Here is a 15,963-nt window from a genome sequence, read left to right on the forward strand (position 1 = left end):
CGGTTGATGGTGCTCCGAATCGGCGTCAGAGCACTCGAATAGGACGCGGAACCGATAGTGAGCATAAACGGAATCGTGCGCATGGCCGAATGTTCAATGGCGGTCAAAGACCACACGAGGGGGTCATAGGTGAATGCGACGACTCGTCTCGCGTGCTGGCTTGCTTTCGCGTTGATCACGGCGTATTAGTACCAGCAAGAGATCGACGGGACCGACGAGAGCCTTCACTGCTTTCAAGGCGTCGGCAGAAATGACGGTAGCAAATCCCTCAGACGTTGTGTCATCGAACATCGGTCCGGAGCGACCCCACGTGCCGTCATTCCAGTCGGTCGTGTACGCGGTGACGTCCGCGCCGTGTATCCATCTTCCAATGGATCCGGCGGAGGGAACCCAGCCAAGTGACCTTGCTAGCACCGGATGAATAGCCATCCAATCGGAACGGCGCTCCATGAAAGCCATACCCTGATTCTCGACAAGCAGGCTGTCGAGCTCATCAATGGGTCCAGGAGCGCCATCCCACGCAAGATCCGACAGCTGCCCGCTAAAGAGTTCCTCAGGGCCCAGTTCTGAATCCTTGCGGGTGAGGATGCAGTAGAACTCTTCCTCAAGATGTGGCCGGTTCAGGACTGTTAGAGAGGTCTTCGCGCCGACTAGCTGCAAATCACCGGCGCGAGTCGCGGCGGCATACTCTTCAATTCGTGCGTCGATCTCCGACAACCAGCGGTCCGTGGTCTGATCGTGACCGGCCTGCGGCGCAGCGGGCATCGCTGCCGGCTTTGATGCACGAGGCATACCAACCAGCTGACTATCACCGGTACGAAGCATCCGCTCTCCGAGGATCGATAGCGTCCGAATGGCACCCGCATCTACGAGGTCTCCGAGGACACGCCCGAAGGCGCTCCTAGACGCAAGCACCACGTTCGTTGGATTGGCAAGTTTCATACCCGAACCCGACAGGGAATCGATCACTAGATCTTGAGGAGGCAGGTCGGCGAGGGCGGCACTGGCATATCGCGCGGCCACTGCATGGATGGTGGGCAACTCCAGGCCGGTGGCTTCGGAGAGAAGTTCATACCTATTCTCGAAGGGGAAGAGAAAGGGCAGTCCTTCCCCGAAGAATTCCTCCCGGCTAAACATGTCCTGATCAGGCAGTACTAAGCCGTAGCTCCCAGATAAGGGTCGATCGCGTCGGAGGGTGGCTAGCCCGGCATTTCGATGTGCAAGCCGGCGCACAATCAAATTCGGATGCGTGCGCAGAATTTCATCCGCTTCCGTAGATACTTCGCCGAGCCCGGGATGCGATTCTGCAGCCGCAAGACAGGATGCGATGGATTCCAACACATCATCACTGGCGTGGCTTGAGACTAGCCGCGCCAGTGCCGTTTCGACATCAGGTGAGCGGCGGTCGAGTGCGGCCACGATGATCCGAGCGATGCCCTCCCTGACCGGCCAAGCCGGGTGCGTAAGGTGTATTGCAGCAAGTTCACCCAGCACACCGTCGGCATTCAGCGTCGCCGTCTTCCGAGCAACTCGCATGTTGTCTTTTGCCCACCACTTGACCGTGGGGGCTGGGCGCGCTGCCGGGAGCTGCAGAAGATCTGCGTACCCTTCGAGATACTCGCGGATCTCTGGCCAGAAAGCACTGGCCGGCGCACCGTGTGACATTGCGTCGAAGATGTCATCGAGCTCAGCGTGGAGCATGTAGCTGTACCAGCGCTCCTCTGCGATGAAGGTGGCAAAGTCGAGGGCTGCCTCGCGGGAACTCAGCTTGTTTGTCGATACAAGTATTCGGATCGCGCGTCGGCGCCCGCCGTCCCGGTTGGTGGTCCACGAGTCTAGCGGCAAGTAGGAAACTGCTCTCGCGGCAAGTGAGGCGCCGAGTTCCCCATTGCCGGATTCGAGCTGAGATTCCGCAAGCCACAGAAGCACCTTTCCTAAGTGGTCGGTACCTTCGAACACCTCGGCTACTTGCTCGATGGGCTGGTCCGAGAAGTTGCTTTGGAGGACCATTTCCCACATGAATCTCGAATCTCGCTTTTCATTGGCGACGAGCGTTGCAAGCGCTGGCAAGTCCATAGTCGTGGCGAGTACCTGGCGACGAGTTAGTTTTGTTCCATCCGTCAGCTCAAGAGCGTTGTAGTCCTTGTCGTCCCCATCATCGCGCAATGGTAGGTCTGGGGGTGTGACAGAAAGTGCTTGAAGCCACGTGGATCGAGTCGTAGGTAGCGCATTGGTTTGAATTGCAGCACCGAGCGACTTGAGAACCTGTCTTGGAGCGCGGTCGCGAAGTTCATTGCCCAGAGACGGATGGGCATTGTTTCCGGCGGTGGCGACGATCTCGGCCGTGAGGTCAGCTGCCAAACGCACCGATTCGCTGTTCAACTTTCCGGTAGCCAGAAGTGCGGCAAGCAACTTGCTCAGCCCATCCGTGTGGGAAATCGCACTATTTCCGACCATGTATTCAAAGATCTCGAGAGCGAGTGCCGGGGAGGCGTGCGCGATGGCTGCAGGTAGCTCATCGCCCCCGATGCGATCGTCCGTCAAGGGTTCAGCGGCGGTCAACACCTGGGCGAGCCAGAGTGCCGTGTTGCGCAAGTCAATTTCATCGAGATCTGCTGCCGCTCGTCCAAACCACGTGATCCACGCGTGCAGCTGGTGATCGTTGCGGGACCCGAGCCCAAGAGCACACTTGGGCAGTTCGCTCGCCACACGTGCCGCTTCAGCGAGGTCGCCCAGCTCAGAGAACGCTGTGAGCAGTCGGTCCAGATCGAGTAGCGCGCCGTTGACACCCTGGGAGGGTACTTCCGCCTCGAATTTCTGGAGTGCGTCAGACAGCCAAGGGGGAGCCTGTCCTTCATTGTGCAGGGCAAGCCCAAGATCAAGTCGAATGGCCGCAGGCCATTCTCCTGGCTGGCTTTCGAATCGTCGATCGAGTGCGGCTTGATAGCGGGTCAGCAGCCCCGTACTAACTGAGGCCAAGACTTGGATCGTCAGACGGTTGAGCTCTTGCCGTTTAGCGCGAAGGCTGTGCATAGAACTCCAGTCCTTAGCATGGCGTTCGAAAGGCGGGAACAGATTCATCGTTCCCCCGAGGGCGCTCCAGACGGCTTCCTCGTCCACAGGTGAGCCAGTCTCCACTAAGGCACGGACCAGTCCGAGCGTGCGCACCAGGCGATCGATCCGGGATGCGATAAGAATCGCGTTCGAGAAACTGTGGACGGGCGCGCCCGGGGTTATGTTGTTGCCGGCTGGAGTCTTGGTACTCGGCTTGACAGATTCGATCGGGGTAAGCGGCCTCTGTACCTGGAACTTGCCCAACCCGATCTCCAAGGCGTGGCGCAACGTCCAATAGTGCAGTCGTGTACCGATCGCAGTGTCATCCCCGGACGCGCTGAGGTCGTCCAGCACCAGAGCCTTGTTGTATTTAGTGCGTAGCAGGGTCTCGAGGGATCGCTCGCTCGACATGTACTCGGCCTCTTGTTGTGCCATGTCGAGGAGGGTTGATTGGTAGACGGGCGAACCCTTGAGAGAAGCGTGAAGGTTCGCGAAGAGTTGACTCCGAATCTCAAAATTTTCATGCGATTCGACGTGCGCGGCTAACGTCCGATAGCGAAGGTCCCCCAACAGAGAGCTGAGGTGCTCTACACGGTCAGACTCCAATCCTTTTGCCTTGAGGGCGCCCACCTCGTCAACGATCAGGGCGTCCACAGCAAGGAGGTCTCCGGGCGAGGTGATCGACAGCTCGGCTACAAGTGCTTCAACGAGCTCCGCAAAGAGACGGTAGCCCACGTCGAACTGCCAAACTTTCTCACCTGGTGTCGCCGGGACTAAGTCGCGAGCTCGGGCGAGTGATATTTCGATCGGAAGGAAATGCGCTGCGCACCGGGCCCAGGCTTGAGCGACTTCCGAGTTTGTGTTGATCCCTTGTGAAAGCCCCGGCTGTTCAAGGCCGAAGTGATGGATTGACTCAAAGATCCGATATCCCGCCGGGTTCGACTGCCTTGCCAATTCTGAAGCAAGGTTGTATGCACGAGAAAGCGGTACGCGCAATGATTGCTCGTCACCTACGAAGTCGATGGCGGCGTCGACTCGCCCGGCGAGACGCAGGGCGTTGCATACATCGATCTCGTCAAGCTCATCGGCTTTGTCCTGGACCTCCGACAGAATGAGTAGGCCTCGAAGCAGAGCTGGAAAGTCCCCTTCCTCAGCCGCTGACGACAGCACCAACCTTGCATCATCGGCGATATGGGAGGCAGATCGAAGGTGCACAAACTGCCTGCGGAATTCGGCTTGCGTTCCAAGTCGAAGGACCTCGCCAAACTGGCGAGCTTGTGATCGGTGAAACAACGCCTGCCATCGAATGGCGTCGCTCGTCGAGGTCTCGCAGAGCTCCGCAGCCTCGATGTGAGCCCTAATGTCAGTCTCTTGGTCCGGTTTTCGATTTTCCCCGATAGACGTCATCTCGCGCGCGAATTGCCGGAACGAATCGTGAAAGAACTGCCAGCGCTTTCGCTCGACTCGAAAAAGGAAACGCAGGGTAGTGAGGAGTTGATGGACGGCGGAGTCAGACGCCCAAGTTCGAATCCAGTCCAACTCGAAGCCGATACGTAGGCGGCTGCAGATTCGGAGGAGACGGACTACACCAGAGTCGTGACTCAGCTGGTCCCAGACGGCTCGATATTGGCCTGCGATGTCGCCGTCGTACGCCGGAATGCCGAGCAAGTGCTCAAGCAGATCCCGACCGTCGGTCTCCTCAAGTTGGTTGAGTAAGTAGGCCAGCGCGAGCGGGTGTCCGGCGCTGCGATCAGCGATGAGCTCGTGGATGGCTTCAGGCATGTTGCCGGTCGCAGTGTCGGATCGGCATATGTCTAGGATGGCTGTCCGCGAAAGACGATGGTGCTCGAGGTTTACTTCCGAACGCCCGTGCTCGATGAATTGCTTGGCTTCGCTCGGCAGCGGCACCAAGTCTCGAGTTCCAACCAAGAAGATGATGCCCTTGGGTATTTCGGCAGGTCGTAACAGCTCTCCTGTGAGCGCATCGTTGCCCGAATAGTCGCGCTGGACATGGTCTAGACCATCTACTACCACGATCGTCTTGCGCCCTGTCGCGAGGAACTCAGCGGAGGCTGCGTCTAGCTGTTCACTTAGGAGTTGTCGCAGGTCGCTGACCGTCTCAGGGGTCAGCTGTTTTTGCCGGGAGGGCAGCCCAGCGTTGCGAAGCATGGTGCTGAGGTCATGAAGGAACCATTCAGCTGACAATCGATTGCGAGCTCCGCCGCCTGCGCCCGGAACGAAAGCGTAGTACCGCACCACGCGATCGGATACGCCAGAGAGTGTCTGGGTGAGGAGGGTCGACTTCCCAGAGCCTGGCGGTCCGGTGACTGCGACGTACCCGGTTTCGAGACGATCGAGGCTCGCTTGAAGTGATGCGATGCCTCCGGATAGTGGCGAATATCTCGAGCGGTCCACTGGAAATTCATGGATGCCCTTGAAGGACTTTCGATCCTGCCAGCGCATCTCCGCGAGGATTTGATCGCGGCTTAGCTCAACCGTGCCGCTGGCATGACTGACAATTCGAGACAGGACCGTTGAGAGGCTCGCGATGTCGTCACGACGCGAGCCGGAAGCGTCTTCGAGGGCATCGTGTTGGCCGAGATCCAATCTCACTCGGCAAAGGAAATCACGGAAGTCTGCTGGCGAAAGGCCTGCTTCCTCCTCTAATCGTTTGAGGGGAACGGCCCACTCTTTGAGCGTCCCGAGATCAACGCTGTCTTCGCGAAGAGGTTTAATAGCTCGAGCTAGAAAGGCACGAAAGTGATCCGGGCTCGGTCGCAGGCCGACTTCGACAAGATGATCGCTCGTCGACGGCACCGCTGTCATTGCTAGATGGACGGTCAGTTCTCGTTCGTCCTCCGCCCTCAGATCTGTCCATCCGCGCGCGAGAGCTTTCCAGAGCGAATCCGACGCGGCCCCTCCGGGCGTCCTTCCCGGGCGCACAAGATCAGCGAACGTCACGGTCGCTTTGCTGACACCGCTCTTGAACTGGTAGGCCGCTCGTCGACTTTCGAAGTCAATTAACAGGTCATCCACCTGACCGGCCTGTGTGGAAGCGAGTCGAATTCTCCTGAGATCTGAATCGACGATTCCGTCATACGCCAAGCGGGCGATGTGGTCGTACTGCCAGCGAAAGCCCATCAGGGCGCTTTGTTCTCCGGGAAGCGGCACTTGAACCATGATCAGCATTCTTCCCTGTCGCACGGACTTGCGGGCGCGCCGAGCCGGAGAGGGCGTCATTTGACTCTATCGACCATGAACCGTGGCGCTCCGAGTATCAGGCAGGCGGTTGTTCCAGAGCCCTGGGGAGGTGTCGGATCGAGGAGAGGCTCGATGTGATGTGGAAGATCTAGTGCCGGCCTGTATGCATGGCGCCCATGGCAAACAGCCATAGGCGGCCACGGAACTGTCCAATGACGGCCAGTGCACCTGCCGTGCGGTGGCCATATCTGCCTACTTGTTCCAAACCCCGCTCGCGTCAAGCGGTGGGTGCTCCCTTCTGGGGTTTGATCATGGTGTCTAGCCACATCAAATCTCCCGGAACGAGGCCCCGAAACGAAGTGTGACGGAGGAAACATGGACATCCCATGCTGCCTACGATCTGACCGGATCGGTTGGCGGTGCGGCCGAGCCGTCCGGCTGCTCGCAGCACACCGTTGCCCGGCACGTCGCGGCCCACGATGCGGGCAAACCGATCGCCGCGCCCGATTGCCGGGGCCGGGTCACGGTTGCGTTCATGCCCAAGGCCGAGGAATGGGTCGAGACGTCTCGGGAGATCAGAGAGAGTCGGCGCGAGCATAGAACTCGGCCTCGGCGTCACGTCGTCTGGCGACGTCGTCGACGACGAAGTGCACGAAGTCCTCGTCTCTATTGCCGATGACTACGTCTTCGGCGGGGTCGGCAGGTGTTTCTCCCGGCCAAGTGATCTGGCGAGTCAGGCGGTCTCGTTCCAGGCGGGTCCCCGACGTCGCGACCCAGTCGTGGAGTCGCTGGCGGGCGTCGGCGAAGTCGCGGTGCCAACCGAATGGGGCTGAGCCGTGCTGGTCGGGGTCGTAGGCACAGAGCCAGTGCAGGTGAAGCGCTGAGAGCTCCCAAACCAGCTCAGGGTGCCGGTGCCAGAGCGGCGGCACGATGGATGCCGGGAGCCCGTACGTGCGTCTCAGCCAGTTCACCCAACGGTTGAGCTCGATCCATTCGGTTTCGGCGTCCTCGGCGGTAAGGAGGTTCCAGTTGACTGGGTGGGGAGGCTCTGCGTTCAGAGGCGCTTCGACTTCGTCGAACGAACCTGCGTTCAGCGATGAATCCGGATCACCAGGCGTCCACTCACTTGAATATGCCGGCATCGCGAAGCTCACCGCTCGAGTGCGATCGAGCCGACACGGTATGGAACCGCCGATTGTGAAGCGTCCAGCTGCGCGATGGGCGGCTCGTGATCGGTGCTCGCGGCTTCACGGCGAGCACGGTCGACCTCGTAGTTCGTGCGTGCGAGATCGTGACCGATCTTCTTCGCGACGAACTCCTCGCGCTCTTCGGGCTCACCGTCTCGTTCGAACTGGAACGAGCGCACGTAACCTTCGGCGACGAAGCTGTCGCCCTTCACGAATCGCGTGTACGCCCTCTCCGCGGTGGCACGGTAGGCGACCAAATCGTGGAACGTTGGCTCGAGCTCTGTGAAGCCGCCGCCGTCATCGCGGCGGAAGTGCGGTTGGCCGACGCGCACGTAAAAGCGGGTGTCTCCGGTTTCAGTGACTGACTGCTGTGGTTCAGAGGCGATGAAGCCTGAGAGCGACTGCTGCGTGTGAAATGCCATGGGACTCGTCCTCCTGGTGATGGGCGGATTCACTGAGATCCGTTCCTATTGGTAGGTGCGCCATAAGGGCCACCGTTCTCTGTGCAGGCAGCGACCGTCATTCGGCGTCAGCGGCCGGCTTCTCGGTTGAGGCCTCGTGAGTCGGTACCCGCAACAGCGACTCGATCTCCGTGCGGTTCGCGCGCAGCGCTTTGGCGTCGGGGCGGCTGGTCCACAAGCGGAGTTGAGCGACAACCGGTGGAGCTGCGCGGAGCATGATCAGGCCGGTGCCGAACGGGAGGGTGCGGATCGTGTCGGGCGGCATGATCGCGACGCGGCGGATGGAGCGTTGCGATGAGCGGGAGCCGCGATCGCCGATTGTCGTCGAGTCGGTCGATTCGTCGCGCTCGCCGATGAGCGTCGACAGATCCTGTAGATCTCGCGAGTTGGATGCTCCGCCGAGCACGATCTTGACGATCGATGAGTCCCAGATGGCCCCAGCTGCATTGTCGCTCCACTTCGTTCGTGCTTGGGCGAGCGACTGCAGCACCGGCATCGTCGTGATCCCGGTGCCGCCGCCCTCCGCCATGAGGTTCGGGAGCGAGGGCAGGGGAGCGAGATTGCCGATCTCGTCGAGGGCCAGCAGCAGGGGCGGGTCGAGGCGTGCGCCGGCGTTCCGCGCGGCAATGTGGCGAGCAGTCTCGATCAGGTCTTCAACAAACGCGGAGACAAGCGCGGCGGAGTTGTTCGCGCCAGCTCCGGTGGCGAGCAGATACAGGGTGCCGTTGCTACGCAAGAAGCGCTCGGGGTCGAATCCTTCGCCGTCGCCGGGGGATACGGCATCCAGTACTCGAGGATCAGCCAGCGCACCCAACGCGAGCGAGACGCCCTGCCAGATGGAGTCGCGCGTGCGGGGGTCGGCCTCGAGCATGGACTGGAGGGAGTCGCCCCAACCGGTGGCCGCGGCCGGGGTGCTCAACAGGATGGACACGGCGTCGTGGGCCGCTGCTGGATCGAGGGTCCAACGAAAGAGTTCGCCGGGGGAACTGTGGTCGAGCGCCGCCGCGTGCAGCAGCGACTGGAGGGCGGCGCGGGTTTTGGCTTCCCAGAATCCGCCACCGTCGACGCCGCCGGCGGCCAGACCGGTTCCGGCGGCCAGCCCCGTCGCGCGGATCATCGCGGTGAGCGGGTCTTCGCAGCCGCGGATCGGCGACCAGCGCAGCCCTACCGGCACGCCCGCTGCAAGTTGTTGGGGATCGAACACCGCCACGGGGCCTAGCCGTTGCCGGGCACGGAGCGTGGCGGTGAGGTTGTCGGGGCGCGTGGAAGTGGTCACGACCGGGCCAGGGGCGTCGAGGATGGCGTTGATCACGATGTGCGCGCCCTTGCCAGAGCGTGGCGGGCCGATGACGAGGATCGAGTCCTCGACGCTTGCCCACACCGTGGTGCCGTGGGATCGGCCGATGCGGTAGCCGACATCGCCGGGGGTGGGCTTTGTGAGGGAAGGGCGAAGGTGTGCGGCGCGCTTCATGAGCGCCGTGTGTGAGGCAGCTCGGGCGACCTCGGCGCGGGTTGCAATGCCGGGGATGCGATGCGGATCGAGCTTGGTGGTGCGGCCGGGGTCACGCAGCATCCGCCAGAGCCACATTGCCGCAGTTGCGGCCGCACCGACGAGCACGGCTGCCGCCGCCCAATACGCGAACGGGTTGAGCCCCGGTGCATGCAGGGCCGCCGAGGGGTTACCCGGGTTCAAGAGCACTGAGAGTCCGGATTCCGGCCCGCTGGCGGGTTGGGCGATGCCTGTCGCCCAAGCTGCGACTGTGCCCGCTGCGCGGAGTAGCAGGGCGAACGCGGCGGCGCCGATCAGGAGCGCGATGCCGAGATTGGTGAGCTCGTCGCCGAGCGTGCCCTGAGCTCGTGTCGTGCTCATCGCAGCCGTCGCCATTCCCGTCCGGATACTCAGAGCACCCAGTCGGGGCCGACCCGAGAGGAGCTCCTGGTGGGCGAGTACGCAAACGTTCGGTCGCCGGAGAAGCCGGCTGTCGAGTCCAGCAGGTCGGTGACATCCTGGGCGTCGGTGACGATGCTCGCGATTCCTTCGTGGATCAGCCGATGGCAGCCCGCGCTCGCCGCGCTTGTCACGGGGCCGGGAACTGCACCGACTGGTCGGCCCAGAGAGTGCGCCTGGCTGGCGACGTCCAGCGACCCCGAACGGTGCCCGGCCTCAACAACTACTGTCGCGCCGGAGAGTGCCGCGAGAATCCGGTTGCGCTGCAGGAAGCGCCACCGAGTCGGCGCAGCGCCAGGCGGCAGTTCAGTGACGAGCAGGCCGCCGCTCTGTTCAATGCGCTCGAAGAGCTGCTCGTGACCGGCTGGGTAGAGCCTGTCGAGCCCGCCTGCGAGCACGGCGACGGTCGAGCCGGGGGAGGCTGCGGTGGCGGCGCGGTGCACTGCTCCGTCGATGCCGTAGGCGCCCCCGGAGAGGATCACTCGGCCTTGATACGCGAGCGCCGAGGCAAGCTCGATCGCGACATGCTCGCCATATCCCGTCGCAGCGCGGGCGCCAACGATCGTGACACGACCGGGAAGTGGGGCCAAGAGCACACGCGGATTGCCCCTGAGCCAGAGCGCGATCGGCGCACTTGCGCCGAGCTGTTGTAGCTCGCCCGGCCAATCGAGGTCCTCCGGAACGAGTAGCCGCATACCGGTGCGCTCCATGTCACCTCGGATGCGGTCGATCTGCCCCGGATTGATGCGCGGGGCGAGCCGTCGTCGCCACAGCTCACCTTCCGCGGGGTCGACGCCGTTCGGGAGACGCGCTTCGGAGCTGATGAGCTCTACGGTCTCGACCGCGCCGAGCTTGGCGATCAGCTTGCCCGTGATGACATCGCCCGGCTCCGAGAGCGCAGCCAGCGTCATCCTCGCCTCTCTCACATCGTCTACATTCGCAGCCATCGCTCGGCCTCCTCGATCTGAATGAAAGGTGCGCTCTGGCACACGCGTACCGGTCACACTCCCGCGGTCATGCGGGCCGTGGTGTCGAAGAGCGCGAGCTCATCGGGGTGCAGCTGGTGCTGCACGACGAAACTGCGATCCTTCACGCGCCAGAGCCCCTGGCCCGTGCCGAGCGCGGGGAGTAGCTTCTGCTCGGTGCCGCTGAGCCCGAGTGCGCTCGCCGTGGATCCGAGCTGGTCGGGTTCCTGGCGGTAGACGATGCGCGTCTCGGCGTTCGCGAGCAGTGACGAGGCGAGCGCGCGCATTGCGGAGCCAGAGTCGCCGACGTTGTCGAGGTCGCTGAGTTTGTGGAAGATGAGCATGTTCGCGATGCCGTAATGCCGGGCAAGGCGCCAGTGGGCATCCATGCGGCGGAGCAGCGCCGGGTAGGCCATGAGGCGCCAGGCCTCGTCGTAGATCACCCACCGTTGGCCACCCGCCGGGTCGGCGAGCGCCGACTCCATCCACGCCGACGAGCACGTCATCAACACGGAGATCAGCGTCGAGTTCTCGGCCACCCGTGAGAGGTCGAGGGAGACCATCGGCAGCGCGGGGTCGAAGCGCACCGTGGACGGCCCGTCGAAGAGGCCAGCGAGGTCACCGGCAACGAGGCGGCGCAGCGCATGGCCGACGAGGCGTCCGTCCTCCGCGAGACGGCCCTCGTCATCCTCAGGATTCGGCGTGAGAATTCGATCCACAACCATCGGCAGGATCGGTACCTCAGCGCTCCGAACAGCATCGGCGAGCGCGAGGTCGATCGCCGTGTGCTCGAGCGGGCTCAGGGGTCGATCGAGCACGGTCTCGGCGAGGGCGCCGATCAGTTCGCGGCGTCGTGCGGCCAGTTGCGCGGCCCATTCGGCGTCCGAGGCGGATGCCGCCCGGTGGCCCTCATCGAGCGGGTTCAGTCGATTGCGCAAGCCGTGGCCGAGGATGATCGCCTTGCCGCCGACGGCCTCGGCGACGGCGGTGTGCTCACCCTTCGGATCGCCGGGCACGTAGACGCGCCGGTCGAAGGGGAGCGAGCGCGTATAGAGCGACTTCGCCAGCGACGACTTACCGGAGCCGACGATACCGGCCAGCACGACGTTTGGGGCCGTGATCATCCCGCGCTGGTAGAGCACCCACGGGTCGTAGACGAAGGATCCACCCGAGTAGAGATCCTGCCCGACGAAAACGCCGGCCGAGCCGAGACCAGCCTCGGCGAGGAACGGGTAATGGCCGGACAGCGTTGCTGACGTGTCCTGGTGCTTGGGGAGGTGCAGTCGACCCGGCATCCGCAGCTGTGCGGGTCCCGCCTCGCCAGCAGCAGGGAGATAGGTCGACGCGCGTGCTTCGTCACGCTCGGCCTGCCAAAGAGTGCGTGCCTCGAGTCGCTTGGCCCGGTGGGCGTCTGATTCGATGGCGGATGCTTCACGCTTGCGTGCGCGGCGGTCGCGGCGGAGCTCGCCGTGCGGTTCGACCAGTGCGGCGGTGTGGAGTTGTTCGTCCCTGGCCCGGTTCACAACGCGACCGCGTGCCCAGTGTTGTTCGCCGACCCGACTCGGGTGCTGGCCCAGGTATCGGCGACGTCGTGTCGCCCCCGCGCGCGATGCGTGGCGGATGTCCTCGGCACGGAGACGAGCTCCAGCTCGGGGTCGGCGGTGTATCGACGCAGAAGGGATACATACCCGAACGACGCGCTGTAAGTCAGCGCATACGGAGAGTCGAGTTCTTCAATGGTCCGGTCGGTGCTCCCGGCTGGAATGTGATCGTAGACGTAGCCATTCATGAGTGCGGCGTCGACCGTTTCGTCGCCGTAGTCCCAGTGCTGCAGATGCTCGATCGCCGCAAACGGTCCGCGGTGGTCGATCAGGTCGAACAGCTCGTCGGCCTCTTCGCCCTGTAGAAAGATGACGCTGATCCAGCGGGTTGCCGGGGCATTCACGCGATCGTCGAACATGTCGACTCCAATCCGGATGCTTTGCACTTCAGGTGCGCACGCTCGCCCCGTCGGAACTGTAGAGGTCGTCACGTGCTCTGAAACGTCGATAGGTGTCCGCGGGGCATGCGTCTCCCGCTGTGCGGCAGTGGGAAACTTCCCGTCCGGCACTTGTGAAGCGCTCATTCCCGTACTGCAGTAGTCTCCGCACGTGCAACGCCATCACCCCATTTTCAGCACAGACGAAGTGAACTAGACGAGGCAATGAAATTTGGTGTCGCGAGGCGTTAGTAGCTAGACGTAAGGGGAACCCATACTCACGCTGTGGATGCTATCTGGGTTACGGACCCAATGAGCTCGTTCTGGGATGGGGGTTGGATCGTACTTAGGTGCGTTCTGCTGATTGACAACACTGGCCGGGCGAAGTGCTCGGCGACGAAGCTCCCATACGAGTTCTGCGAGCTCATGTCGCAAGTCGCGCCCGACAAGCCGTTCGTCGAGTCTTGCCGCATCTTTGGAGAGGACTTCACGATATGGGAGACCTGTCACACGAGTGAGCGCGTGGAACAGACAGACTCTCAGCTCATGGTCAATGGGTAACTGGATCGGAAGCGAAAATGGAGCCGAGGGGTAGAGCGTGAGCGCTGCTTCAACGTCAGTAGCAGCTTCGACGATCTCGGAGTCGGACCCGCCGGTTGTGAGGCGCCGATGCAGCGCAGAGAGAGATTTTTGAAGCGTATCCAGTTGTAAATCGAATGCGTTGCGTTGTCGAGCGTAGGTGGTGACGAACACTGCCGCGATGGCAACAATCACGCTTATCGTCGCGACCTGATTTTGCAGACGAGATGCGATTGCGGTTACTCCGGCCGCAGCGACGATGCACGCAACGAGCCATGCGGACAACGACCAGACGCGGGCCCGGCCAGGATGAACCTGCGTCAGCACTCCGATCAGAGGGGGGCTCGCAGACAGCGCGGCGACCGAAAGTCCAACCGCGAGCATCTGTATCGCCACGATGCCAATCAGCGTCACCGTGGAACTCGACTCTTGCATAGCAAAAAACAGCCAGATCGCGGCGCAGGCTGAGATCGCGAAGGACCCAATCCGGCACAGATTACGATGGAGCACTTCGCTAATGCGCATAGTTTTGTTGAGCACTCGCACCGAAGTATCGTCGCCTGCCCACACTGCGAGAGGCGTCCCTATGGCAATCCCCGCGATGCCTACAGACAGGACCGCGTAGCGCCAGTTCTCTCCGAGCTGCGAAGTGAATAGGTTCCCCGCCACGGTGGCGATCAGACCGGCCACTGCGAGTACAACGCCAGTGGCAGCCCAACCTCGATGCGGTCCTAAGGCCCGGCGGGGAGGAGCCGCGTTGAGAGACAGGTCTTCGGCTAGCTTCCACAAAAGTGAGTGGTGGAAGTTGGAGCGAAGGGGCATCGTCATGAGATGCAGTTTGGTGGGTGGGACTGACAGGGCGCAAATTCGGTGCTGAGCGATCATCTGGATGACGAGTTCGCCTTCGTCCGCGGGCGGTCTCTTGTTCGGGTTGGCCTGCCGGGAAGCAGAGTCAGGAGCGTGCTTACCCATCGAGGGAGAAACTCATGGTCCACGAACTAACGGACTCCGGCGCTTCCCGGAGAAGTGCGGCTGGCCGAGGCAGCGCGGCAATTCCTCACCGCAGCTTGTTGAACGGACCAGCTTTGGCCAGTGGTGCCCGCGCAGTCCATCGCAGCTGGTTTTCACACACTCCGGCACAGCGGCAGCGCCGCCGCGGTGAACGCCTGCGCTTGCTGCCCGACAAGTCGCCGTGTCTCGCAGGATGCCTGGATAGCGGCCTGCTCGATCGAGGCGACCGCCGCATCCAGGTCGTTGGCGTTGGGCGCGGTCACGCAGATGAGGCCGGTCGTGTGCAGCACGCCGTGGCCGGCGGTGAGGTCGGCCTCTTGCTGCAGCACGTCTTCGTACTCGGCGTTTGCGCTGGCATCCTCGATCTGGCCGATGCGTTTGCGCTGGTGGGCATCGCTGATCAGCTCGGTCTTCTTTTTGCGGAGGTCGCGGGCTGCCTGGTCCGCGCGAATGGGCAGGTAGTGCAGTGACACCGTGCGCAGGACGCCGTTGGTGAAGACGACGGGGGAGAGGAAGCCGGGGTACACCTGCGACCGCGGCCATTCGCTGATCCACAGCACCGCGTGAAATGCGGTGTCGGAGCGGAGCCGGTCCCAACTTTCGGTGACGGCAACCGGGCCCGCGGTGGAAAGGTCACGCCCAATTTCGCGATGGCGTTCGAGACTGATGCCAATGGCAGGGTCGTAGGCCGTTCGCAGGATGCTTGCGAGCTCGTCGGCCGTAAGCCACCCACCGACAACGAGATCCGCCGCGCGCAGGGCGCCGGTCAGAGCCGTCATCTCCTGGCGAAGCACCGTTGCCGCGCCGCGCATGCCGCCGCCCTGCGTGCGGATCTGTCGGGATGCAGCGCGGAGGTCGAGGGAGAGGCTGACCGTGGTCGCGTGGCGTTCGCCGGCCGGGCCGGCGCGCTCGATGAGGTCGCGGTAGGTCGCGGTCGCCCAACTGTCGTCCTTGATGCCGTGCTGCTCCCACCACTCGGCGAGGGCCGTGCCCGAATCGGGCAGGGTGCGTTCCGACACCTGCAGGCGGGCAATGCGCCCAGATCGGCACGCGCCGGCGAGCACGCGCCCCCATCCGGCCACGCGCCGATTCTGCTCGCCCGGGTCGAGCAGGGCGAACGCGGGGTGCGAGACCGCGACGATCGCGGTGAGGGTCTGCTCGTGCGGGTCGTGCACCATGACCGCACCGGACTCGGGATCGTTCCACTCACGCAGCGAGGCCGCGTCGCCGGGGAGTGCGAGCGTGCCGACAGGGCGGGGGCGGATGACGCGGCGCCGGTAGGTGAGTTGACCGTGTGCGCTGCGCCACATCCATCGGCTGACGATCGGCACCCACTCGACGAGTTTGCGTCCACCGATCGGGATGGCAGCGGTCAGCGCTGCGGTGCCCCAGATCGGACTCGTCCACGCGATGCCCGAGGCGCCCGCCGTGTACAGCGCGGTGACCAAGGTGAAGATGCCGATTGACATGGCGATCAGCTGAGGTACCGAGAGGCCGAGCAGGACGCCGCGTCGAGCCAGTCGGGAGAACTGCACCGGTCCGAGTTGATACTCGGCATGGTTGTTGCCTGTGATCATGG

Annotated in this window: 9 protein-coding genes; all 9 read right to left on the minus strand. The window is 63.0% G+C overall.

The window, feature by feature from the left end:
* Positions 1 to 123 precede the first annotated feature (123 nt).
* A complete protein-coding gene (locus ASC66_RS11205) occupies positions 124 to 6,234 on the minus strand; it encodes an ATP-binding protein (protein ID WP_157509761.1) in 6,111 nt (2,036 codons plus the stop codon).
* Positions 6,235 to 6,830: 596 nt separating this feature from the next.
* The gene (locus ASC66_RS11210; RefSeq protein ID WP_502691617.1) at positions 6,831 to 7,397 is read right to left on the minus strand and encodes a hypothetical protein; all 567 of its coding nucleotides are present in this window, start codon (positions 7,395 to 7,397) and stop codon (positions 6,831 to 6,833) included.
* 8 nt (positions 7,398 to 7,405) lie between these two features.
* The gene (locus tag ASC66_RS11215) at positions 7,406 to 7,864 is read right to left on the minus strand and encodes a single-stranded DNA-binding protein (protein WP_055839272.1); all 459 of its coding nucleotides are present in this window, start codon (positions 7,862 to 7,864) and stop codon (positions 7,406 to 7,408) included.
* Positions 7,865 to 7,961: 97 nt separating this feature from the next.
* Entirely contained in the window at positions 7,962 to 9,773 is a 1,812-nt protein-coding gene (locus tag ASC66_RS11220; RefSeq protein ID WP_055840345.1) for a type IV secretory system conjugative DNA transfer family protein, read from the minus strand.
* A gap of 29 nt (positions 9,774 to 9,802) precedes the next feature.
* Complete coding sequence (gene dprA, locus ASC66_RS11225; protein ID WP_235496866.1) at positions 9,803 to 10,798, minus strand: DNA-processing protein DprA; 996 nt, start codon at positions 10,796 to 10,798, stop codon at positions 9,803 to 9,805.
* A 53-nt stretch (positions 10,799 to 10,851) separates the two neighbouring features.
* The gene (locus ASC66_RS11230; protein ID WP_055839277.1) at positions 10,852 to 12,339 is read right to left on the minus strand and encodes a putative type IV secretion/conjugal transfer ATPase; all 1,488 of its coding nucleotides are present in this window, start codon (positions 12,337 to 12,339) and stop codon (positions 10,852 to 10,854) included.
* A complete protein-coding gene (locus ASC66_RS11235; protein WP_055839280.1) occupies positions 12,336 to 12,776 on the minus strand; it encodes a hypothetical protein in 441 nt (146 codons plus the stop codon). Before ASC66_RS11235 ends, ASC66_RS11230 begins: the two co-directional genes overlap by 4 nt.
* A gap of 273 nt (positions 12,777 to 13,049) precedes the next feature.
* Entirely contained in the window at positions 13,050 to 14,201 is a 1,152-nt protein-coding gene (locus ASC66_RS18145) for a hypothetical protein (RefSeq protein WP_235496867.1), read from the minus strand.
* A 296-nt stretch (positions 14,202 to 14,497) separates the two neighbouring features.
* Entirely contained in the window at positions 14,498 to 15,961 is a 1,464-nt protein-coding gene (locus tag ASC66_RS11245; RefSeq protein ID WP_055839286.1) for an SCO6880 family protein, read from the minus strand.
* Positions 15,962 to 15,963: the final 2 nt, after the last annotated feature.

The sequence above is a fragment of the Leifsonia sp. Root4 genome, assembly GCF_001425085.1.
Taxonomy (GTDB): domain Bacteria; phylum Actinomycetota; class Actinomycetes; order Actinomycetales; family Microbacteriaceae; genus Microterricola.

What these genes read in the sequence shown, in the direction of transcription:
- dprA (WP_235496866.1), bottom strand. Translation starts at nt 10,798, where the DNA reads ATGGCTGCGAATGTAGACGATGTGAGAGAGGCGAGGATGACGCTGGCT.
- ASC66_RS11235 (WP_055839280.1), bottom strand. Translation starts at nt 12,776, where the DNA reads ATGTTCGACGATCGCGTGAATGCCCCGGCAACCCGCTGGATCAGCGTC.
- ASC66_RS11205 (WP_157509761.1), bottom strand. Translation starts at nt 6,234, where the DNA reads ATGGTTCAAGTGCCGCTTCCCGGAGAACAAAGCGCCCTGATGGGCTTT.
- ASC66_RS11245 (WP_055839286.1), bottom strand. Translation starts at nt 15,961, where the DNA reads ATGATCACAGGCAACAACCATGCCGAGTATCAACTCGGACCGGTGCAG.
- ASC66_RS11220 (WP_055840345.1), bottom strand. Translation starts at nt 9,773, where the DNA reads ATGAGCACGACACGAGCTCAGGGCACGCTCGGCGACGAGCTCACCAAT.
- ASC66_RS11215 (WP_055839272.1), bottom strand. Translation starts at nt 7,864, where the DNA reads ATGGCATTTCACACGCAGCAGTCGCTCTCAGGCTTCATCGCCTCTGAA.
- ASC66_RS11210 (WP_502691617.1), bottom strand. Translation starts at nt 7,397, where the DNA reads ATGCCGGCATATTCAAGTGAGTGGACGCCTGGTGATCCGGATTCATCG.
- ASC66_RS18145 (WP_235496867.1), bottom strand. Translation starts at nt 14,201, where the DNA reads ATGACGATGCCCCTTCGCTCCAACTTCCACCACTCACTTTTGTGGAAG.